Source organism: Mesorhizobium sp. M1088, from assembly GCF_040318575.1.
In the GTDB taxonomy this organism is placed as follows: domain Bacteria; phylum Pseudomonadota; class Alphaproteobacteria; order Rhizobiales; family Rhizobiaceae; genus Mesorhizobium.
In genome coordinates this window covers 94,676-114,375 of record NZ_JAMYMO010000009.1, presented here as the reverse complement: position 1 = coordinate 114,375, position 19,700 = coordinate 94,676, and the positions used below count along the sequence as shown (strand labels likewise).

Here is a 19,700-nt window from a genome sequence, read left to right as displayed (position 1 = left end):
GATTGCCAATGAAATCGCCGCCCGCTAGCTTGCAATGAGCGGGAGGCGACCATGTCGATCGAGCGGGTTCTGTGGGAGCATGACGCAACCGGCCAGGCCGCACTCGTGCACAAGGGAGAGATCACACCGCAAGATCTCGTCGATGCGGCGATCGCCCGGGCCGAGGCCACCCTGCCGGAGATCAACGCCATCGCCGAACCGCTTTTTGAGGCGGCGCGGGCGCGAGCGAAAACCGTCGACCACAAGCTGCCGCTTGCCGGAGTGCCCTTTGCGCTGAAGGACCTCGGCATCGCCATGAAAGGCGTGCCGACGCATGGCGGCAGCCGCATCCCAGCTTTCACCCCCGATTTCAGTTCGGTGATGACGGAACGCTATCTGGCCGCCGGCCTGATCCCGATCGCCACCAGCACCGCACCCGAACACGGGCTGAGGCTGGTGACCGAGTCGGTGGCTTACGGCGTCACCCGCAATCCATGGAACACCGCGCATACGACCGGCGGTTCCTCGGGCGGTGCGGCTGCGCTGGTCGCGGCCGGCGTCGTGCCGGTGGCGCATGCCTCGGATGGCGGCGGCTCGATCAGGGTGCCTGCCGCTTGCACCGGGCTGGTCGGGCTGAAAACCTCGCGCGGCCGCGGACCCTTGACGCCGCTCGTCACCGAAAGCTGGTACGGCTTCGTCGTCGACCATGCGTTGGCCCGCTCCGTGCGCGATACGGCCCTGCTGCTCGACCTGACCCACGGGCCCGACCCGCTGTCGCCCTACGCGGCACCCTCGCCGAACGGCAGTTTCACTGCGGCCGCCGGGCGCGATCCGGGCAAGCTCAAGCTCGCCTTCTATCGAAAATCGCCGCTCGGCTTGCCGATATCCGAAGAGACGTTGAAAGCTCTGGATGCGGCGATTGCGCTGGCGCGCGAAGGCGGGCACGGCGTCGAGGAGATCGACCTGCCCTATATCGATCGTGATTTCATCGCCGATTTCGCCAGAACCGTCGCCGCGGCGGTGGCCGGCACGATGCGTGGCGAGGCCTTGCGCGTCGGCCGCTCCATCTCAGGCGACATCGAACGCGCCACGCGCGTGATGAGCCGGTTCGGTGAAATCCTCTCGGCCGGCGAAATCTATGCCGGCCTGCAGCGGCTGCACGCAACCTCGCGCCGGCTTATCACCGAAACCGCGCACTATGATGCAGTGCTGATGCCTGTCATCGCGCACCCGCCGCTCGCCTGCGGCACCATGGACCCGAAAGGCGCCGACGAATTCATCGAGAATGTCCTGGACAGACTGCGCCTCGCCGGCCTGCTGAAGTTCAAGCCGCTATTCGGCCAGCTGATGGACAAGAGCCTGTGGTTCACCCACTGGCCGGCGATCCAGAACGTCAGCGGGCAACCGTCGATCACGCTTCCGGTTTACGTCACCGATGCCGGCCTGCCGCTCGGCGTCCAGGCCGCCGGCCGCCCCGGCGACGAGGAAACGCTTTTGTCGTTCGCCGCGCAGATGGAAAGGATCTCGGGCTGGCTGGGCCGACGGGCGCCGCTGCAGCGGCCGGCATAGGCGGTGATTTGATCGATCGTGACAGCAAAGCCGTTTGCCCCGTCGTCTAATTCCCGCTAAGACGCCGCCGTTCATGCCAAGCTGGGAACCACGCCGATGACGGATGTCGCCGCCACCGCCGAAATGCAGGCCGCGCTGCTTTCAAGGGCGCTGCCCTACATGCAGCGCTACGAGAACAAGACGGTCGTGGTGAAATATGGCGGCCACGCGATGGGCGACATCGCGCTCGGCAAGGCTTTCGCCCGCGACATCGCACTTTTGAAACAATCCGGCGTCAACCCGATCGTCGTGCATGGCGGCGGGCCGCAGATCGGCGCCATGCTCGCCAAGATGGGCATCGAATCCAAATTCGAGGGCGGCTTGCGCGTCACCGACCAGAAAACCGTCGAGATTGTCGAGATGGTGCTGGCCGGGTCGATCAACAAGGAGATCGTCGCGCTGATCAATGCCGAGGGCGAGTGGGCGATCGGCCTGTGCGGCAAGGACGGCAACATGGTGTTTGCCGAAAAGGCACGAAAGACCATGATCGATCCGGATTCCAACATCGAACGGGTGCTCGACCTGGGCTTCGTTGGTGAGCCTGTCGAGGTCGACCGCACATTGCTCGACCTCCTGGCGCGGTCCGAAATGATCCCGGTGCTGGCGCCGGTGGCGCCCGGCCGCGACGGCCATACCTACAACATCAACGCCGACACTTTTGCCGGCGCCATCGCCGGCGCCTGCCAGGCGACGCGCCTGCTGTTCCTTACCGACGTGCCCGGCGTGCTCGACAAGGACAAGAAGCTGATCGACGAGCTGACCGTGGCCGAGGCCAAGGCCCTGATCAAGGATGGCACGGTCTCGGGCGGCATGATCCCCAAAGTCGAGACCTGCATCGAGGCAATCGAGCGCGGCGTCGCAGGCGTCGTCATCCTCAACGGCAAGACGCCGCATGCGGTGCTGCTCGAGCTGTTCACCGAACACGGCGCCGGCACGCTGATCGTGCCGTGAGGCCGGGTGTCTGAGGGGCTCAAGCGTTTGGCGAAATAGCGGTCACGGACTTACGCGGCAGGCGTTCGACAACCATCGATTCCTCTTCCTCGTCTTGCGGCGCGCCCCAGAATTCGGCGAGCGTCGGGCCATTTTTGAGGCGGCGGTCGCGGACCAGAAAGCCCCAGACTTCGCGAAACCAGACGCGGCGGCCCATTCTGGTGTACCAGCGCATCGAATGCCTTTGCTCCGGATCCTTGTGGAACAGGATGCGCGCCAAGGCCTTGGGCCGCGACTGCACCGCCAGTTCGATCAGCTTGACGGCGAAGAACAGCATCCACGGCTTGAGGCGGGTCATCCGCAGGACCTGATGCTTGTAGTCCCACAGGCGGGCGTCCAGCTGGATCACCTTGCGGTCCCTGGCAATCCTGAAGAACGGCGTCCAGCGATGCGGCGTCACATAGAGCGCCTGGATCTGGTCGGGGTCATAAGCGATCAGCTGGCGGAAGCCGCGCCAGAGGTCGCGCAAGCCTTCGTCCTCGAAACCGGCCACCCAGGTCGCCATCGACAAGATGCCGTTGAGGCGCAGCAGCCGTATCGCCTCGCGGTCGGATGAGGTGCTGCCGCCCTTGCGGATCAATGCAAGCGTCTGCTCGTCGGTGTTTTCCATGCCAAGCAGCCAGCGGATGACGCCGGCCTGGCGATAAAGATGCAGGCTCTCGGCGTCGCGGACGATGTCGTCGGCGCGGGTGGAGCCGACGATCAGCACCGGCACATTCTCGGCGATCATCGCATCGAGAAAGGCGCGCCAGGCTTTTTTGGACGACGTCGGGTTCTCGTCGGCAAGGTTGATCAGCTCGACGCCATGCTCGCGGTATAGCCAGGCAATCTCCCGCGCGAACTTCCCGGGGTCGCGGTGCCGCCAGCGCGTCCAGAAGCCGCGCTGGCCGCAATAATTGCACAGATGCGGACAGCCTCGCGAGAACTGCATGACCACCGCGCGCTTGCCTCCCCAATAGCTGTAGCGACTGAGGTCGATCAGTTCCCAGCCGATGCGGTAGTCGTCCAGGTTGGTGATCGTTCTTGTTGGCCGGGTTGCAAAGGGCCGGCGCAAAACGTCAGGAAAGGCGATGCCCGCCACATCCGACAGCGGCTTGCGGTTTTCAAGCACTTCGACCAGCGCGACGATGGTCGCCTCGCCCTCGCCGCGCACGATGAAGTCGAAGACATTCGTTTCAGCCATTATGTCGCGCCAATGATAGGTCGGAAACACGCCGCCATAGATCAGGATTGTCGCTGGCTGGATGTCCTTGACCATGCCGGCGATCAGCAGGGCTGTCGGATGCGCAGAGGTCGAGCCGGAATGGCCCATCAGAATGCAGTCGGGATGGTCGCTCAAGGCGTCCCGGACCAGCGTGGCAAGCGCCATCGGCCCGAATTCGGCGTCCACAAGCCGCACTTGATGTCCCGCGTCGATCAGCGGACCGCCCAGTGCCAGCAAACCGAGCGGTGGCAGATGGTCGTCCGGCACACGGCTGCCGACGGCGGTATGCGGCGGGTTGATCAGGACGATTTTCATGGCGGACCTTATGCAATGGCGGTCCGCATGTCGTAGTCGGCGATCTAGCTCTGGAGATTGGCTCGCTTCAGCAGTTTGTGTGCAGCTTTTCCGCAGAAATGCCTATCGTCTGAGATGTGCAAGCGGGACATGGCCGGGCCCCTTGATGTTCTGCAGCACTAGCTGCGTGTGTACGTCGCGCACGCCTTCGAGCCGCATCAGCCGGTGCATGACGAAGGCATTGAGTTCGTCGACCGACGGCACCATGACATGCAGCAGGAAATCGTAGTCTCCAGTCATCGTCCAGCACGACGACACCTCGTCCATGCGCTGCACGGCGGCGATAAAGTTTTCGGGCGAGCCGTCGCTGTGGGTTACGAGGCGCACCTGGATGAAGACCTCGACCATCAGACCGACGGCGCGGCGGCTGAGCACCGCGGCGAAGCCCTTGATGATGCCCGCCTGCTGAAGAGCCTCGAAGCGCCGCGCGCAAGGTGTCGTCGACAGGCCGATCTCATGCGCCAATTCGGAGACCGGCTTGCGACCGTCGCGCTGCAGGATGTCGAGCATCTTGATCTCGAATTCGTCAAACTGAGGCATTTTCACTCTCCCAAAGCTAGATCGTGGAGCCTTTTACCTCCAACCCTGCGTTTGAGCCACCATCAAAGCTGATTTGCCTCGCGCCATCCGGCTAGAATTTCCGGCAATCCGCTGATCATGATTTCCAGGGAGAGCAAGCCATGACAATGAACGTTGCCGACTATGCCCGCGAATGCGCGGCGCGAGGTCTTCGCGGCGATTATTCGGTCTGCCGTGCCGATTTCACCGTGGCGCAGGGCTACAATTATAACGACGAAGAACAGGCGGTGTGGCGCACACTGTGCGACCGCCAGACGAAGCTGACCAGGAAGCTCGCCCATCATTCCTATCTCGATGGCGTTGCGGCGCTCGGCCTTCTCGACAAGATCCCGGATTTCGGTGCGGTCAGCGAGAAGCTGCGCAAGTTCACCGGCTGGGAGATCGTCGCCGTGCCGGGGCTCATCCCCGCCCAGCCGTTCTTCGACCACCTCGCCAACCGCCGCTTCCCGGTCACCAACTGGCTGCGAACCCAAAAGGAGCTCGACTACATCGTCGAGCCCGACATGTTCCACGATTTCTTCGGTCACGTGCCGATCCTGACGCAGCCGGTCTTTGCCGACTTCATGCAGATGTATGGCAAAAAGGCCGATAGCGTGATTGCGCTCGGCGGCGACGAGATGATCACCAGGCTTTACTGGTACACCGTCGAATACGGGCTGATACGCGAGCCGGGCCAGCCGCTGAAGGCTTTCGGCGCCGGGCTGATGTCATCCTTCACGGAGCTTCAGTTCGCGGTCGAAGGCGGCGAGGCGCACCATGTCCCGTTCGACCTGGAAACCGTGATGCGCACCGGCTACGAGATCGACAAGTTCCAGCGTGCCTATTTCGTGCTGCCGTCGTTCGACGCCCTGCGTGATGCTTTCGAGACCGCCGATCTTGCGGCGATCGTGGCGCGCCGCAAAGGCGAGCCAGCGCTCGACCCGGCGAGCCTATAGGCTGTCGGCTGTTTCCAAAGCCTCGGCCTTCAGCCGGGCCAGCTGGTCGCGCTGAAGGTCGAGCGACGCCGTGACGAAGCGCAGGATCGTGGCGAGTTCAGTGTCGCTGAATGTGGCGATCACCTTTTCCCCCTCCTGCGCGATCGCGCCATAATAGCGCGTCGATAGTTCTCGCGTGAGTTCCGTCGCCTCTATGACCACCTTGCGCCTGTCCTCGAGGCTGCGCGTTCGTGTCAGCAGGGCGCGTGCCTCCAGCCGGTCGATCAGCGCGGTGACCGCGGCCGGCGTCAACCCTGTTGCGGCCGCGACCTCGCCAGCCGATCGCGGGCCGCCATAGAGCAGCGCCAGGCAATGGCGTTCCGCCATACTCAGCCCAAGCTTATCGCCCACTGCCTCGTCATAAGCCTGCGTCGCGTCCTGCCAGCCCATAATGGCAAGGCTGATGGCGGTCTTCATGTCGGCCCGATTCATGCTTGACGAATTTATTTCGATCATCTAACTATCAAACTGCCTAACATTATGGCTATTATAGTAATATGCTGCATCAGGCGCAAGGCAAGGCCTGTCGCAGCCTGCAAGGAGTGAAACATGAATCAGACCCCGACGCGCGGCCCACTCACACCGGCCGAGGAGTTCAAATATGCCAAGCTGGCGATGGAGTGGTATGGCTGGGGCTCTCCCATTGGCCTTGGCATCGCTCTGGTGGCGGTGGCGGCGGCCGCCCTGCTGTTCCGCATCGCCATCTTCGGATTTTGACAGTCTGGCAGCGGCGCGGTTGAATGCAGCAGAAGGCTTAGGGCCGAGCTCAGGCGGCTTCGGAAATATCGCGGTCGATGATCGACAGATTACGGCCGCGATGCTTGGCCTCGTAGAGCCGCTGGTCGGCGGCGCGCATTAGCTCCGACACTGCGGCGTCTCTGCCGCAGGTGATGCCGCCAATACTGACTGTCAGCGGAACCGTTCGTTCGTCGACGGGCCGGAAACGGATACGCTCGACTTCACGGCGGATGCGCTCGGCGATGCGCCTGGCCTCGTGTTCGGTGGCACCAATCAGAAGGGCGCAGAATTCCTCGCCGCCGATGCGGCCAAGCACGTCGCCGCTGCGCACGCCACGCTCTATCGCGTTTGCAATCAGGAGCAGCGCATCGTCGCCGATCAGATGGCCGTAGCTGTCGTTGATGGTCTTGAAATGGTCGGCATCGACGATCAGCAATGCCCCGCGATCGGATTTGCGCCGGGAGCCGTCGAGAGCGGCAAAGAAACTTTCGCGGTTGAGCATGCCGGTCATGTCGTCGCGGCTCGCCTTTTCCGCCAAGCGCCTGTGCGCGGCGGCGAGTTGGGCATGGGCGCGGGCGAGCTCGCGATGCGCGGTCTGCAACCTTTCGCCCTGCCAGAACGTATAGGCGCCGACGCTCCAGGCCAGCGCGAGCGGGCACACGGTGGATGTCAGCCAGATGGTGCGATTGATCGGAAACCCCATTGCCGGCACGACGATCAGCGTCAGCAAAAGCGAGACCGCGACGGAGGCGAAAGCGATGGCGGCAGACTTTAGAAATATGCGATTCATCGCTTGCTCCCACTGGTCCGTCTTGGTTCCAGCAAAGCGCTGAATGTCACCTTTCGGCGATGCTTAAGATTTTAATCATGGCGCCATTTTTACCACCCAGGGCGCGCATAGGTTGTGGATAAACCTCCTGTTAGAAAGATCGTTTCGTGCCATAAGGACGTATGACGACACTTCCCGACCCCGCCCGCTTTGCCCATGTCACCGACTGGGTGTTCGATCTCGACAACACGCTTTATCCGCATCATTCGAATCTGTTCTCGCAGATCGATGTGAAGATGACCGCCTACGTCGGAGAATTGCTGACGCTGCCGCGCGAGGAAGCACGCAAGCTGCAAAAGGAGCTCTACCGCGAATATGGCACGACGCTGAACGGATTGATGACGCGCCACGGCATCGACCCCGACGATTTTCTCGAGAAAGTGCACGATATCGATTATTCCTGGCTGGTGCCCGATCCCGTCCTCGGCACCGCCATTCGCCAGCTTCCCGGCCGTAAATTCATCTTCACCAACGGGGATCGCCGGCATGCCGAACGCACCGCGCGGCAGTTGGGCATTCTCGAGCATTTCGATGATATTTTCGATATCGTCGCAGCCGGACTGAACCCGAAGCCGGCGCGGCAATCCTATGAGAAATTTGCCGAACTCCACGCCGTTACCGGACAAAATGCGGTGATGTTCGAAGATCTTGCCCGCAACCTGTCGGTGCCGAAATCGCTGGGCATGACCACGGTGCTGGTGGTGCCGCGCAATTTCGAGCCGACCTTCTCGGAAATCTGGGAACGCGACCCGGCCAACGAGGACGATGTGGACTTCGTCACCGACGACCTCGCCAGCTTTCTCACGGCGATCGTGGAAGTCCCTGCTTGAGGCAGCCGGCGCGCTTCAGGTCCTTGCTTGCATGTCAAAGTTTATAGAAGCGGCTGACGATCCCCCAGGCCTCGTCAGCGGTGTCGACGAAATCGATGATATCCTGATCGCCGGGTGTGATCGTGCCTTGCTCGGCGAGGAAATCGAGGTCGATCGCCTTTGCCCAGAAAGCCTTGCCGAACAGAATGACCGGCACGCGTTCCATGCGGCCGGTCTGGATCAGGGTCAGCGTCTCGAAGAACTCGTCCATCGTGCCGAAGCCGCCTGGAAACACCGCAACGGCCTTGGCACGCATGACGAAATGCATCTTGCGGACCGCGAAATAGTGGAAGTTGAAGCAGAGTTCCGGCGTCACGTAGGCGTTTGGCGCCTGCTCGTGTGGCAGCACGATATTGAGACCGATCGACGGCGCGCCAACATCGTCGGCGCCACGATTGCCGGCCTCCATGACACCCGGCCCGCCGCCGGTCACCACGACGAATTCGCGATAGTACGAGGTGGCCGACTGCTGTGAGCAGAGGCGGGCGAATTTGCGCGCCTCCTCGTAATATTTGCTGTTTTGCTCGAGGTTCTTCTTCTGCGTCTCGTTCTTGGCCGCCCAGGCTTCGCCGCCGGGCTCGGGAATGCGGGCGCCGCCGAACAGGATGACGGTCGATTGGATGCCGCGCTCGGCCAGGATCATCTCCGGTTTAAGCAGTTCGAGCTGCAGTCTGACCGCACGCAACTCGCGCCGCGTCATGAAATCGGGATCGTTCCAGGCCAGCCGATATGTCTCCGCGCGCGTTTGCGGCGTGTCCGGCACGCTTCTCGACCGCTCCAGATCCTCGTCCGAATGCGGCAGCGGCGTCCATCCCGCCTTTTCCATGGGAGTCATATTTGCTTTACCCGTCCAATCATTCACCTGCGCCGTCCCGTGACGCTGCCGCGATTGACCCTCCCCAAGCCTTCACATAGGGTCCGCGCGACTTTCAAACAGGTTAAGGCGCCGGCCCTTAACAGCTTGGTAATGGAGCGAATTCATGTCGAAGCCCGATCTCGCGAGCCTCGAGGAGATCATCGAGAACGCCTTCGAGGAACGCGACACGATTTCGACCGCAACCCGCGGCGAGACGCGCGAGGCCATCCAATCGGCGCTCGACCTGCTCGACCGGGGCGTCGCCCGCGTCGCCGAGCGGCAGGCCGACGGCAAATGGCACGTCAACCAGTGGCTGAAAAAAGCGGTGCTGCTGTCGTTCCGGCTCACCCCGATGGAGATCATAAAGGGTGGTCCCGGTCAGGCGGTATGGTGGGACAAGGTGCCCTCAAAATTCGACGGCTGGAGCGCCGTCGATTTTGAGAAGGCGGGCTTCCGCGCCGTGCCGTCGTCGATCGTGCGCCGCTCCGCCTATGTCGCGCCCGGCGCCGTGCTGATGCCGTCCTTCGTCAATGTCGGCGCCTATGTCGACAGCGGCACCATGGTCGACACCTGGGCTTCGGTCGGCTCCTGTGCCCAGATCGGCAAGAATGTGCATCTGTCGGGTGGCGTCGGCATCGGCGGTGTGCTGGAGCCGATGCAGGCCGGCCCTACCATCATCGAGGACAATTGCTTCATCGGCGCCCGTTCCGAAGTGGTCGAAGGCTGCATCGTTCGCGAAGGCTCGGTGCTCGGCATGGGCGTCTTCATCGGCCAGTCGACCAAGATCGTCGACCGTGCCACCGGCGAGATCTTCTACGGCGAGGTGCCGCCTAATTCCGTCGTCGTCGCCGGCTCGCTGCCGGGCAAGCCTTTTCCAAACAACGAGCCCGGCCCCAGCCTCTACTGCGCCGTCATCGTCAAGCGGGTCGATGCCAGAACCCGTTCCAAGACATCGATCAACGAATTGCTGCGCGATTGATCTTTCTCAACGAATACGGACGGAATTCGCTTGCCTGATAGATCAGACCTCATCTGGCTTTTCTTCAAAGCTTCGGGCCGCGTCAGCCGCGCGGCCTATTTTCTTGGAGGACTGCTGGTGGCCATCATACAGGCCTTCCCGCTCTACCGTTTCACGCTGGTGCCGGAAGGCACCACCGAGAGCAACATGTGGTCGTTCATTTTCTTCATCGCCTTCATTGCCTCGCTTTGGTCGAACGTGGTGCTGGCGGTCAAGCGGTTGCACGACCTCGACAAGCCGGGCGTTGCGGCGCTGGTGCTGTTCGTGCCGGTTGTCTCGATCATCGCTTTCCTCGTGCTTTGCCTGTTTCCAGGGCAACCCGGCCCCAACCGCTACGGCAAGCGCACCAACGCCCCGGCCGAACCCTGAGCACCGATCGGACATTTCGTCATGCGCTACCGCTCGCTTGATCCGAAACTGATCCTCGAAACCGCCGAACGGCTGGAAGGGCGCGTCGCCGAGCGCTTTCCCGATGCAGGCTTGCGCGGCGTCGCCGCCGAGCTCGTGTCGCTGTCGCGCGATCTGGCAAAGGCAGCCAAGGCGCTGGAGGCGCCGATCTGGTGGCTGCGCGGCCTCATCATCGCCGCCTTCGTCGTCGGAGCGCTGATGTTCCTGTTCGTCGGCACAATCCTGCCGCTCGGCCGCATCTCGGGAAACCACGATGCCTTCCAGTCGGTGCAAGGCATCGAAGCCTCCCTCAACATGATCATCCTCGCGGTGCTGGGCTTCCTGGCCCTGATTCGCTCCGAGGAGCGGATCAAGCGCAAGCGGGTGTTTCGCCAGCTCCACGGGCTGCGGTCGCTGATCCACGTCATCGACATGCACCAGCTGACCAAGGATCCGGCAACGCTTTCAGCCAGTTTCAAGCCGACTGCGCATTCGCCAGCCCGCATCACCAACGCCGCCGACCTTGCCCGCTATCTCGACTACTGCTCCGAAATGCTGTCGATCACCGGCAAGATCGCCGCGCTGTTCGCGCAATCGGTGAATGACGCCGTGGTCATCGACGGCGTCAATGACATCGAGAACCTGGCTTCGAACCTCTCGCGAAAGATCTGGCAGAAGATCACGCTGATCGAAACCCCTCATGGGCAGCCGGCACGTGCGGCGAAGACCGATCCCGAGCCGGGCCCGCCGCGCCGGCCTGCAGTCCGCAGACGACCGGGGCCGGCAAGCTAAAACCGGCAACCCGGCGGCAGATCCGCTAGAGCGGTTCATCGTTTCGCAGAAACGCCGAACCGCTCTATCTTTTTTGTTTTGACGCAATTCCGGACGGAAAACCGCTTCACACTTTTCCTGGAATTGCTCCAGAGCGGCGGAGCGGGGAGTTCCGAAAGCCCGGTTTGCGCCGGATGCTCTAAGCGAATGTTAATCACCCTGGCCCAGCATGCCGGCGAAGACTGTGTCGACCGGCACGGAGCGCTCGACTGGCAAGCGACCTATCCCTGATCACCAAGGAGCCGCGCAAAACGTGGAGCGCCGCCGCTCGCCTCTTTGCCTGGTTCTCTTCGCCGATGAAATTGGAACCGGAAGCTGTCCGCGCCCGGCTTCTCGACACCACCTTCGACCGCAAATTCGCAGTCCTGTTCGGCACCATCAGCGTTCTGTTGGTTGCAGTCAGCGCCGCTCTTGCCACCGGGGATTGGTGGCCCTACGCCTGGATTGCCGCCGACCTGATGCTTTTCACCGTCCGCGTTCTGCTGATGCGGGAATGCGAGCAGGCCCGCAGGCGCGGCTCGAAAGGGCCGCTGGCGGGCCTGATGGCAGCCAGCGGCGTCTGGTCGGTCGTTTTCGGCCTCGGCTGCTATGGCTGTGTTGCCAGCGGGAATATGGCGCTTTCCGTACTTGCCGCCTTGAATGTCGCAGGCGTCGTCGGCGTGGTGTCGTCACGCAATGCGGCGACCCCGCGCTTCGCCATATTCGTCATGTTGGCCGTAAGCCTGCCTTACGTGGTCGGTGCATTGTTTTCTGCGGCGCCCGGAATGCCGATCGTCGGAATTCAAACGCCGTTCTATGTGGTCGGCGTCATCATCGTGCTGCTTCAGAACCACGCAATCAATGCCCGCATGATCCGCGCCGAACTGGACAATCGCGACCTGGCCATCAAGGACGCGCTGACCGGCCTGCCAAACCGCATCTTCCTGCAGGAGAAATTGCGCGACATGTGCCGCGACCTTGCGGCGCCGGCCGCTAATGGCGGCAAGCCGTTTGCAGTGCTCAGCATGGATCTCGACGGTTTCAAACACGTCAACGACCGTTTTGGCCACGCCGTCGGCGACGTGCTGCTGCGCAAGGTGGCCGAACGATTGAAGCGGGGCTTCCGTCCGGGGGACGTGGTCTTCCGCATTGGCGGCGATGAATTTGTCATCCTTTTGCCCGCAACCTCGGAGATCGAGGCCACCTACCTGGCAAAGCGGGCCATCGAAAAGGTCTCGGTGCCTTTCGACCTCGGGGTCGGTTCCGCCATCCATGTCGGCTTGAGCGTCGGCAGCGCCTTCGCACCCGCCGACGGCGGCGATCCGGAAATCCTGCTCACCTGTTCCGACCATGCGCTGTACGAAGCCAAGCGCACCGGCAAGGGCCGTTACTGGGCGCCTGTGCGGGCTACGATTTGACGGACGCGACAACGGCTTCCGGCGACAGGCAGGGCGATCCGCCTCTTTCCTGCTCGACCGCGCGCACCAATGCCGTCACGCGCTTCAGCAACGGCGCCGGCGTGCCGGCCTTTTCGGCCAAACGCAAGGCCGCGCCTTGCAGTTCGCCGATCTCCGAGGGCCGGCGGCGCTGAAGGTCACCCCACATCGACGAACGCGCGGCCGGATCGATGGCAAGCATCCGACGCGCCAAGAACTTGAACAGCCAGTCGGGCAGGCGAAGCACTTTCGGCAGCAGCGCGGGACGCAGGCCGGCGATGCGAGCGGGTTCGATGCCTGTCGCCATCATTGCCGCCAATGCTTCGTCGATCTGGCCGGCCAGGATCAGCCGCCAGCGGCGATCGGCAAGCTCTGCCGCCAGCGGCAGGCCGGAAAGCGCCACCAGCGCGTTGTTGAGGTTGAGCAGCAGCTTGCCCCATAGCACCGCTTCGATGTCACCATGTGTGGCGACGGCAAAGCCCTCGACGTCGAGCAGTTCGTCAAGGCCTGTCGCGCCCTTTCGATCATCACCTTGCCGCCGCTGGCGCGGTGCAGGCGAAGCGGCAATTCGCCCTCCGGTGATTGGACCACGTTGAACGGCACCATGCCCGCGAGCACCCGCCGGGCGGTGAGATGGGCTCGCAACTTATCGGCATTGTCGACGCCGTTCTGCAGACTGAGTACCACCGCATCCGGTCGGGCATGGGCCGCAATAAGCCCGGCCATGTCTTGCGTCGCGCCGCTCTTGACCGTTAGCAGGATGACATCGGCACCGGGGAATGCCGCGGCCGGATCGGCGGTGACCGACAATGCCTCCGGCTTGACGGATCGGTCGCGGCCATCACGGTCGGTGATGCGCAATCCACCTTTTTGCAGCGCCTTCTCGATGCGAGGCCGCGCCAGCAGAACCACCTTTCGCCCGGCAAGTATCAGGCAGCCGCCGGCGTAGCGCCCGATACTGCCGGCACCGGCGATTACGATCGTCCTGCCATGCGTGATCATGCGATGGCCCTGTCCTGGTTGAGAGGCCTTGCCGCAACTTATACGGCATGAAAACCATAATGTCGGCGGCATGGCTGGCCCTTATGTCTGGCCGTGACAGGCCTTGCGCTTTCGACTATCGCTTTTGCCCATGACGCTGCCTACCGATCCGACCAGAAATCTGGCTGCTCTCATCCGCTGCGCTTCCGTGACGCCCGCCGAAGGCGGTGCGCTGAGCGCGCTGGAAGAAATGTTGAAGCCGCTCGGCTTTGCCGTCGAGCGCCCGGTGTTTTCCGAATCCGGCACACCTGACATAGAGAACCTTTACGCGCGGCGTTCCGGCAACGGCCCGCATCTGATGTTTGCCGGCCATACCGATGTGGTGCCGGTGGGCGATGAAACAGCCTGGACGCACCCACCCTTTGGCGCCGAGATCGCCAATGGCGAGATGTTCGGCCGCGGCGCCGTCGACATGAAGGGCGGCATTGCTTGTTTCGTCGCGGCGGTAGCGCGACATATCGCGCAGAAGGGCGGCCCGAAGGGGTCGGTCTCGCTGCTGATAACCGGCGACGAGGAAGGGCCGGCGATCAACGGCACGACGAAGCTGCTCGAATGGGCGGCTGCCAAGGGTGAGAAATGGCATGCTGCGATCGTCGGCGAGCCGACCAATCCCGACGCGCTCGGCGATATGATCAAGATCGGCCGGCGCGGCTCGCTCTCCGGCACGGTCGTCGTCAACGGCCGCCAGGGCCACGCCGCCTATCCGCAGCTAGCCGACAACCCGGTGCGCGGCCTGGTGACGCTGGTCGACGCCTTGCTTCACCCCGTCTTCGACAACGGAACAAGGGATTTCCAGCCGACCAATCTTGAGGTCACCTCCATCGACGTTGGCAACCCTGCCACCAACGTCATCCCGGCGAAGGCGGCGGCTACCTTCAATATTCGCTTCAACGACATATGGACCGCCGAGACGATCCAGGCCGAGATCCACAACCGCCTCGACCGGGCGGCGAAACGCAAGAAATACCGCGCCGGCAAGAAGACGCCGGTCGACTACGAGATCGTCTGGCGCGACGGTCCGAGCCACGTTTTCCTGACACGCGACGACAGGTTGATCGAGACGCTTGGCGGCTCGATCAAGGCGGTGACCGGCAGGAAGCCGGCGCTCTCCACCTCCGGCGGCACCTCCGATGCCCGCTTCATCAAGGATTATTGTCCGGTGGTCGAATTCGGACTGGTCGGCAAGACCATGCACATGGTCGACGAACGCGTGGCAATTGCCGACCTCGAGACGCTGACGCAGATTTATCTGCGCTTCGTTGAAGACTGGTTTGCGCAGGACATATCCTAGTGATGCTTTCAGCGGATGAAACCTACGCTTCGCTTGCCGGTGCCTGGCGGCTGATGCTCGGCAAGGCCGACGGATTTCGCCTGCTCGACCTTTCGGCGGACGGTTTCTGGAACTCCTTTTTTGCCATCGTCGTCGCGGCGCCGGCACTGATCGTCGGCTGGGTCGGTATTGCCAACGAGATCGGCGATCCCAACGCATTCGTCGGCCGTTTCAGCATGTTGATCCGCCTGGCCACCGTCGATATCGGCGCCTGGGTGCTGCCGCTCATAGGCCTCGCCCTGGTGGCGCCGCGGGTCGGCGTCGGCGGCCGTTTCGTCCATTATGTCGTGGCCAGCAATTGGGCCTCGGCGATCATCGCCTGGATGATGCTGCCATCGGCGTTGATCCGGCTTTTCCTGACGTCGGCCAGCGAAGTCTCCGGACTCGTGTCGCTGCTGTTATTCGCGCTGTCGATGGTATTGACCTGGCGGATGACCAACGTTGCGATCGGCAGGGGTGCGGCCACCGGCAGCGCCGTTTTTGCCGGCATGTTCGTGGCGTCGCTGATCGTCCTGTTCGGCCTGCAGGCGCTGCTCGGGATCAGCGTTCCGGATCAGCCAGGCGTCGGATAATCGACGCCGACGAGAAACAGCCCGTCGGGCGGCGCCACCTGACCGCAGGCCGCACGGTCGCGCGCCTCAAGCGCCGCCTTGAGGTCGGCAACAGTCCAGCCGCCTTCGCCGACACGTTTGAGCGAGCCGACCATCGAGCGCACCTGGTTGTGCAGGAATGACCGCGCCGAAGCGCGGACCTCAATGAAATCGCCCGCCCGGCTGACATCCAGCCGGTCGAGCGTGCGGACGGGGCTGGTGGCTTGGCACTGGGTCGAGCGGAAGGTGGTGAAATCATGCCGGCCAAGCAGCACCTTTGCCGCTTCGTGCATGGCACCGGCATCGAGCTGCTTCGGTACCCACCAGATCTTGCCCTTGTCGAGCGCCGCCGGCGCGCGGCGATTGACGATGCGGTAGAGGTAATGGCGGCTGATCGCCGAGAAACGCGCATCGAAGCCATCCGGCACGACGGCGGCCTTCAGGATGGCGATGCGCACCTTGGCCGCCTGCAGATGCGCGTTGACGGCGTCGCGCACCTTGTCGCCGGGCCATGCCTTGATCAGATCGACATGCGCCACCTGAGCGGTCGCATGGACGCCGGCGTCGGTGCGGCCGGCGGCGCGCAGCGAAACCTGCTCACCGCAGAAGTTCTCGATCGCCTGCTCGATCGCCTGCTGCACCGAAGGCTGGTTGGCCTGGCGCTGCCAGCCGGCGAAGAGACTGCCGTCATATTCGATGTCGAGGCGAAAACGCGGCATTCCCGGATCGAGGCGAAATCAGGCGGCGAGGGCTGAGCCGAAGGCCGAGGCGTAGACCAGCCTGCCGGTCTCGGGCGCCTCGCCCCAGGCAAGCGCCTGCAAAGCCTCGCTTTGGTAGTCGCTCTCGAATTTCGCTGCACGGGCGCGGCTGTAGCCGAAACGGCCATAGTAAGCGGGATCGCCGAGCACCACGGCGAGCGTCTCGCCAGCAGCCTTCAGGCGGATATGCGCCTCGCGGACCAGCGCACCGCCGATGCCGGTGCCGTGGAACGACGGCTCGACCGCCAAAGGAGCCAAAGCCACCGCCGGGAAGCTCTTGCCGCCATTCCGCACGAAAAGCCGTGAAAACAGGATATGGCCGACCACTTGCCCGTCTTCGTCCGCCACCAGTTCGACGACGGCATCACCGCCGGTGACCAGCGCGTCGACCAGTCCGGCCTCGGTCTGCTGGCCGAATGCGTGTTCTTCGACAAGGCGGATCGCCTCGCGGTCCCGCGGCGTCGCCGCGCGTATGGACATCATGCTCATGACAATTTCATTCCTTTTTCGAGCCTGGCCCCGCGCAGAAACTCCTGCGCGGCAATGGGCCTTGCGCCCGCACGTTGAACTTCGACCGGCCTGATCGCGCCTGACCCGCAGGCGACCGTCAGCCGGTCATCGAGAATTCCTCCCGGTTCGCCGGCGCCTTGCGAGAGCGTCGAGCGAAGCAGTTTCAGCCGTTCCACGCGGCCGCCGATTTCGGCCTCGCACCATGCACCGGGAAAGGGCGACAGGCCGCGAATCTGGTTGTGCACGTCGCCGGCAGGTCGCAGCCAGTCTATGCGAGTCTCCGATTTATCGATTTTCTTGGCGTAGGTCACCCCCACCTCCGCCTGTGTGGTAAATGTCAGCGTATTCCGCTCCAGCCGTTCGAGCGCTTGCACTATCAGCGAAGCACCCAAGACCATCAGCCGATCGTGCAGATCGCCGGCCGTCATGTCGGGTCCAATGGCGCATTTTTCAACCATTGCCACCGGGCCGGTGTCGAGGCCTTCCTCCATCCGCATCACCATCATGCCCGTTTCGGTATCGCCGGCCATGATGGCGCGCTGGATAGGGGCAGCGCCGCGCCAGCGCGGCAGCAGCGATGCATGGCCGTTGAGGCAACCGAGCCGCGGCGCCTCGAGAATGGGTTTGGGCAGAAGCAGCCCGTAGGCGACCACCACGGCGACGTCGGCACGCAACGCGCGGAACGCCTCCTGCTCCGCCTCGCCCTTCAGCGACACCGGCGACCGCACCTCGATGCCAAGCCGCTCGGCCTCGCGCTGCACCGGCGACGGCGTCAGTTCGAGCCCGCGCCGGCCGCCGGCGCGCGGCGGCTGCGTGTAGACGGCTGCCAACTCGTGCCCGGCCCCGGCAATCGCCCGCAGCGTCGGCACGGAGAATTCGGGCGTACCCATGAAGATGACACGCAGGGGCATTCGTCGACGCCTACCCCACCATCTTGCCCGGCGCCTTGTCCCTGGCGAGCTTCTTGAATTTCTTGACCACCATGTCGCGCTTCAGCTTGGAGATGTAATCGATGAACAGCACGCCGTTGAGGTGGTCGATTTCATGCTGCAGGCAGGTCGCCATCAGCCCCTCGGCCTCGATCTCCTGCAGCTTGCCGTCGCGATCGAGATATTTCACCCGCACCGCGGCGGGGCGCTCGACTTCCGCATAGTAATCGGGGATCGACAGGCAGCCTTCCTCATAGACCGAACGCTGGTCGGAGCTTTCAAGGATTTCGGGATTGATGAAGACGTGCGGCGCCGGCGTCTCGTCCTCCTTGGCGAGGTCGATCACCAGCATGCGCAAGGGTTCGCCGACCTGGATCGCTGCGAGGCCGATGCCGGGCGCGTCATACATGGTGTCCAGCATGTCGCCGGCCAGTTTGCGCAAATCGCCATCGACACGCTCGACCGGTTTTGAAACCTGGCGCAGGACGGGATCGGGGAGGATGATAAGCGGCTTGATCGACATGGCGTCTCACCTAAGACCTCGCAGGAAAAGCGTCAACCGGGACGCCTTCGGGTCGTTCACGTTTTGATCTGTGCCGGCAGACCGAATCATCTATGCTGTCGGCATGAACGATCTGGCCACCATCCTGTCCGAACCTGTCGCCCGCCTCGGCGCCACCACGCTCACGCTCGGCCATGCCCTGGGTTTCGGCGCAATGCTGTTCCTTGGACTGTTCGTCGCGCTCGTCGTTGCGCTGTGGCGATCGGCCAAGGCGCGTGCAGTGGCGGCCGCCGAAGCCGCCGACCACGCCCGCGACGCCGAGGCGCGGATGGCCGGCATTCTGCAATCCCAAGCGGAAATGCAGGGCCGCATGGGCGCCATCGCCGAAGTGTTCGGGGCGCGCCAGGCGGAACTGACACAGTCGATCGGCCAGCGTCTCGATGCCATGACCGGCCGCCTGGGCCAGACCATGACCGAGCAGACGAGATCGACGCATGAGAGCCTCGCCAAGCTGCAGGAACGGCTGGCGGTCATCGATATTGCGCAAGGCAACATCCAGTCGCTGGCCGGCCAGGTCGTGCAATTGCAGGCGATCCTTTCCAACAAGCAGACGCGCGGCGCCTTCGGCCAGTCGCGTATGGAAGCCATCGTCGCCGACGGATTGCCGCACGGCGCTTATGAATTCCAGGCGACCTTGTCGAATGGCAGCCGGCCCGACTGCCTGGTAAAGATGCCGAACGGCGCGCCGTCGCTTGCCATCGACGCAAAGTTTCCGCTCGAGGCGTGGAATGCCATCCGTGCCGCCGAAGGCGCCGACCTGCAGAAGTCCGCCGCACAGGCTTTCCGCCGCGACATCGAGGTGCATGTCCGGGATATTTCCGAAAAATACCTGATCCAGGGCGAGACGCAGGACACCGCCTTCATGTTCGTGCCTTCGGAATCGGTGTTCGCCGAAATCCACGAGAATTTCGAGGCCGTTGTCCAAAAGGCGCATCGATCGCGGATCGTCATCGTCTCGCCATCGCTTTTGATGCTGTCGATCCAGGTCATCCAGGCAATCCTCAAGGATGCCCGCATGCGCGAGCAGGCACACCTGATCCAGGGCGAGGTCATCCGGCTGATGGAAGACGTCTCCCGGCTCGACGAGCGGGTGCGCAAATTGCAGACGCATTTCGGCCAATCGGCCAAGGATATCGACGACATCCTGGTCTCGACATCGAAGGTGACCAGGCGCGGACAAAAGATCGAGGCGCTGGAGTTTGGCGTGCAGCCGGCGGAGGACACCGCTGGTTCGAATGGCAGCGGAGCAAAAGCGGAAAGCAGCCCGCGCGTCGCCGATTCGAAAACCGGGCAGTTGAGACTAAGGGTCGTCGAAGGCGACGATTGAGAGCTACGCCGGAACCGGAGGC

General features: G+C 63.3%; 21 protein-coding genes and 1 pseudogene. 12 read left to right on the top strand and 10 right to left on the bottom strand.

Annotated features, from left to right (window positions below; all coding sequences use genetic code 11):
• Positions 1 to 51 precede the first annotated feature (51 nt).
• Entirely contained in the window at positions 52 to 1,548 is a 1,497-nt protein-coding gene (locus tag NKH49_RS14265; protein WP_352926349.1) for an amidase, read from the top strand.
• Between the two features lie 96 nt (positions 1,549 to 1,644).
• Entirely contained in the window at positions 1,645 to 2,538 is an 894-nt protein-coding gene (gene argB, locus NKH49_RS14260; RefSeq protein WP_352472350.1) for an acetylglutamate kinase, read from the top strand.
• 19 nt (positions 2,539 to 2,557) lie between these two features.
• On the opposite strand, the gene bchE is transcribed toward argB, so the two are convergent.
• Entirely contained in the window at positions 2,558 to 4,096 is a 1,539-nt protein-coding gene (bchE, locus tag NKH49_RS14255; RefSeq protein ID WP_352615010.1) for a magnesium-protoporphyrin IX monomethyl ester anaerobic oxidative cyclase, read from the bottom strand.
• Positions 4,097 to 4,198: 102 nt separating this feature from the next.
• Positions 4,199 to 4,675 carry an Lrp/AsnC family transcriptional regulator gene (locus tag NKH49_RS14250; RefSeq protein WP_352615012.1) on the bottom strand — a complete coding sequence of 159 codons (477 nt, stop codon included), beginning with the start codon at positions 4,673 to 4,675 and terminating at the stop codon, positions 4,199 to 4,201.
• A gap of 140 nt (positions 4,676 to 4,815) precedes the next feature.
• Between NKH49_RS14250 and phhA the strand changes: the two genes are divergently transcribed.
• The gene (gene phhA, locus NKH49_RS14245) at positions 4,816 to 5,649 is read left to right on the top strand and encodes a phenylalanine 4-monooxygenase (protein WP_352615014.1); all 834 of its coding nucleotides are present in this window, start codon (positions 4,816 to 4,818) and stop codon (positions 5,647 to 5,649) included.
• On the opposite strand, the gene NKH49_RS14240 is transcribed toward phhA, so the two are convergent.
• Positions 5,644 to 6,144, bottom strand: a complete 501-nt coding sequence (locus tag NKH49_RS14240) for a MarR family winged helix-turn-helix transcriptional regulator (protein ID WP_352615016.1) — start codon at positions 6,142 to 6,144, stop codon at positions 5,644 to 5,646. The two genes, phhA and NKH49_RS14240, sit on opposite strands and share 6 nt — an antisense overlap.
• A 93-nt stretch (positions 6,145 to 6,237) precedes the next feature.
• Here NKH49_RS14240 and NKH49_RS14235 point away from each other — a divergent pair, with 93 nt between their 5' ends.
• Entirely contained in the window at positions 6,238 to 6,405 is a 168-nt protein-coding gene (locus NKH49_RS14235) for a hypothetical protein (RefSeq protein ID WP_352455979.1), read from the top strand.
• 49 nt (positions 6,406 to 6,454) lie between these two features.
• Here the strand turns inward: NKH49_RS14235 and NKH49_RS14230 are convergent, their stop codons facing one another.
• Complete coding sequence (locus NKH49_RS14230) at positions 6,455 to 7,216, bottom strand: GGDEF domain-containing protein (protein ID WP_023677477.1); 762 nt, start codon at positions 7,214 to 7,216, stop codon at positions 6,455 to 6,457.
• 161 nt (positions 7,217 to 7,377) lie between these two features.
• Between NKH49_RS14230 and NKH49_RS14225 the strand changes: the two genes are divergently transcribed.
• Positions 7,378 to 8,085: a pyrimidine 5'-nucleotidase gene (locus NKH49_RS14225; RefSeq protein ID WP_352455977.1), complete on the top strand. Its 708-nt coding sequence runs from the start codon at positions 7,378 to 7,380 to the stop codon at positions 8,083 to 8,085.
• 34 nt (positions 8,086 to 8,119) lie between these two features.
• Here NKH49_RS14225 and NKH49_RS14220 read toward each other — a convergent pair whose 3' ends face one another.
• Positions 8,120 to 8,959: an LOG family protein gene (locus tag NKH49_RS14220; RefSeq protein ID WP_352455976.1), complete on the bottom strand. Its 840-nt coding sequence runs from the start codon at positions 8,957 to 8,959 to the stop codon at positions 8,120 to 8,122.
• A 145-nt stretch (positions 8,960 to 9,104) separates the two neighbouring features.
• Between NKH49_RS14220 and dapD the strand changes: the two genes are divergently transcribed.
• The 4 genes from dapD (at position 9,105) to NKH49_RS14200 (ending at position 12,613) form a co-directional block, all read left to right on the top strand.
• Positions 9,105 to 9,959: a 2,3,4,5-tetrahydropyridine-2,6-dicarboxylate N-succinyltransferase gene (gene dapD / locus NKH49_RS14215; RefSeq protein WP_023677474.1), complete on the top strand. Its 855-nt coding sequence runs from the start codon at positions 9,105 to 9,107 to the stop codon at positions 9,957 to 9,959.
• A 30-nt stretch (positions 9,960 to 9,989) separates the two neighbouring features.
• Complete coding sequence (locus tag NKH49_RS14210) at positions 9,990 to 10,367, top strand: DUF805 domain-containing protein (RefSeq protein ID WP_352455974.1); 378 nt, start codon at positions 9,990 to 9,992, stop codon at positions 10,365 to 10,367.
• Between the two features lie 21 nt (positions 10,368 to 10,388).
• A complete protein-coding gene (locus tag NKH49_RS14205) occupies positions 10,389 to 11,177 on the top strand; it encodes a hypothetical protein (RefSeq protein ID WP_352455973.1) in 789 nt (262 codons plus the stop codon).
• A 335-nt stretch (positions 11,178 to 11,512) separates the two neighbouring features.
• Positions 11,513 to 12,613, top strand: coding sequence for a diguanylate cyclase domain-containing protein (locus NKH49_RS14200; protein ID WP_352539949.1), 1,101 nt, complete (start codon positions 11,513 to 11,515; stop codon positions 12,611 to 12,613).
• On the opposite strand, the pseudogene NKH49_RS14195 reads toward NKH49_RS14200, so the two are convergent.
• A pseudogene (locus tag NKH49_RS14195) lies at positions 12,603 to 13,633 on the bottom strand (2-dehydropantoate 2-reductase). The gene NKH49_RS14200 and the pseudogene NKH49_RS14195 overlap by 11 nt on opposite strands.
• A gap of 130 nt (positions 13,634 to 13,763) precedes the next feature.
• On the opposite strand from NKH49_RS14195, the gene dapE reads away from it, so the two are divergent.
• Both dapE and NKH49_RS14185 read left to right on the top strand, forming a co-directional pair.
• Complete coding sequence (gene dapE / locus NKH49_RS14190) at positions 13,764 to 14,963, top strand: succinyl-diaminopimelate desuccinylase (RefSeq protein WP_352615021.1); 1,200 nt, start codon at positions 13,764 to 13,766, stop codon at positions 14,961 to 14,963.
• Positions 14,964 to 14,965: 2 nt separating this feature from the next.
• Entirely contained in the window at positions 14,966 to 15,574 is a 609-nt protein-coding gene (locus tag NKH49_RS14185) for a transporter (RefSeq protein WP_352615023.1), read from the top strand.
• Here NKH49_RS14185 and truA read toward each other — a convergent pair.
• Genes truA through def form a run of 4 tightly spaced genes read right to left on the bottom strand, consistent with a single transcriptional unit; the run spans position 15,556 to position 18,312 of the window.
• Complete coding sequence (truA, locus tag NKH49_RS14180; protein ID WP_352615025.1) at positions 15,556 to 16,311, bottom strand: tRNA pseudouridine(38-40) synthase TruA; 756 nt, start codon at positions 16,309 to 16,311, stop codon at positions 15,556 to 15,558. The two genes, NKH49_RS14185 and truA, sit on opposite strands and share 19 nt — an antisense overlap.
• Before the next feature lie 18 nt (positions 16,312 to 16,329).
• A complete protein-coding gene (locus NKH49_RS14175) occupies positions 16,330 to 16,839 on the bottom strand; it encodes a GNAT family N-acetyltransferase (RefSeq protein ID WP_352615027.1) in 510 nt (169 codons plus the stop codon).
• The gene (gene fmt, locus NKH49_RS14170; protein WP_352615146.1) at positions 16,836 to 17,765 is read right to left on the bottom strand and encodes a methionyl-tRNA formyltransferase; all 930 of its coding nucleotides are present in this window, start codon (positions 17,763 to 17,765) and stop codon (positions 16,836 to 16,838) included. The genes NKH49_RS14175 and fmt overlap by 4 nt, the downstream gene beginning before the upstream one ends.
• Positions 17,766 to 17,781: 16 nt before the next feature.
• Positions 17,782 to 18,312: a peptide deformylase gene (def, locus tag NKH49_RS14165; RefSeq protein ID WP_352455964.1), complete on the bottom strand. Its 531-nt coding sequence runs from the start codon at positions 18,310 to 18,312 to the stop codon at positions 17,782 to 17,784.
• Positions 18,313 to 18,415: 103 nt separating this feature from the next.
• Between def and NKH49_RS14160 the strand changes: the two genes are divergently transcribed.
• Positions 18,416 to 19,678 (top strand): DNA recombination protein RmuC, encoded by a 1,263-nt coding sequence (locus tag NKH49_RS14160; RefSeq protein ID WP_352615029.1) that lies wholly within the window; start codon positions 18,416 to 18,418, stop codon positions 19,676 to 19,678.
• Positions 19,679 to 19,700: the final 22 nt, after the last annotated feature.

What these genes read in the sequence shown, in the direction of transcription:
- NKH49_RS14265 (WP_352926349.1), top strand. Translation starts at nt 52, where the DNA reads ATGTCGATCGAGCGGGTTCTGTGGGAGCATGACGCAACCGGCCAGGCC.
- argB (WP_352472350.1), top strand. Translation starts at nt 1,645, where the DNA reads ATGACGGATGTCGCCGCCACCGCCGAAATGCAGGCCGCGCTGCTTTCA.
- bchE (WP_352615010.1), bottom strand. Translation starts at nt 4,096, where the DNA reads ATGAAAATCGTCCTGATCAACCCGCCGCATACCGCCGTCGGCAGCCGT.
- NKH49_RS14250 (WP_352615012.1), bottom strand. Translation starts at nt 4,675, where the DNA reads ATGCCTCAGTTTGACGAATTCGAGATCAAGATGCTCGACATCCTGCAG.
- phhA (WP_352615014.1), top strand. Translation starts at nt 4,816, where the DNA reads ATGACAATGAACGTTGCCGACTATGCCCGCGAATGCGCGGCGCGAGGT.
- NKH49_RS14240 (WP_352615016.1), bottom strand. Translation starts at nt 6,144, where the DNA reads ATGATCGAAATAAATTCGTCAAGCATGAATCGGGCCGACATGAAGACC.
- NKH49_RS14235 (WP_352455979.1), top strand. Translation starts at nt 6,238, where the DNA reads ATGAATCAGACCCCGACGCGCGGCCCACTCACACCGGCCGAGGAGTTC.
- NKH49_RS14230 (WP_023677477.1), bottom strand. Translation starts at nt 7,216, where the DNA reads ATGAATCGCATATTTCTAAAGTCTGCCGCCATCGCTTTCGCCTCCGTC.
- NKH49_RS14225 (WP_352455977.1), top strand. Translation starts at nt 7,378, where the DNA reads ATGACGACACTTCCCGACCCCGCCCGCTTTGCCCATGTCACCGACTGG.
- NKH49_RS14220 (WP_352455976.1), bottom strand. Translation starts at nt 8,959, where the DNA reads ATGACTCCCATGGAAAAGGCGGGATGGACGCCGCTGCCGCATTCGGAC.
- dapD (WP_023677474.1), top strand. Translation starts at nt 9,105, where the DNA reads ATGTCGAAGCCCGATCTCGCGAGCCTCGAGGAGATCATCGAGAACGCC.
- NKH49_RS14205 (WP_352455973.1), top strand. Translation starts at nt 10,389, where the DNA reads ATGCGCTACCGCTCGCTTGATCCGAAACTGATCCTCGAAACCGCCGAA.
- NKH49_RS14200 (WP_352539949.1), top strand. Translation starts at nt 11,513, where the DNA reads ATGAAATTGGAACCGGAAGCTGTCCGCGCCCGGCTTCTCGACACCACC.
- dapE (WP_352615021.1), top strand. Translation starts at nt 13,764, where the DNA reads ATGACGCTGCCTACCGATCCGACCAGAAATCTGGCTGCTCTCATCCGC.
- NKH49_RS14185 (WP_352615023.1), top strand. Translation starts at nt 14,966, where the DNA reads ATGCTTTCAGCGGATGAAACCTACGCTTCGCTTGCCGGTGCCTGGCGG.
- truA (WP_352615025.1), bottom strand. Translation starts at nt 16,311, where the DNA reads ATGCCGCGTTTTCGCCTCGACATCGAATATGACGGCAGTCTCTTCGCC.
- NKH49_RS14175 (WP_352615027.1), bottom strand. Translation starts at nt 16,839, where the DNA reads ATGAGCATGATGTCCATACGCGCGGCGACGCCGCGGGACCGCGAGGCG.
- def (WP_352455964.1), bottom strand. Translation starts at nt 18,312, where the DNA reads ATGTCGATCAAGCCGCTTATCATCCTCCCCGATCCCGTCCTGCGCCAG.
- NKH49_RS14160 (WP_352615029.1), top strand. Translation starts at nt 18,416, where the DNA reads ATGAACGATCTGGCCACCATCCTGTCCGAACCTGTCGCCCGCCTCGGC.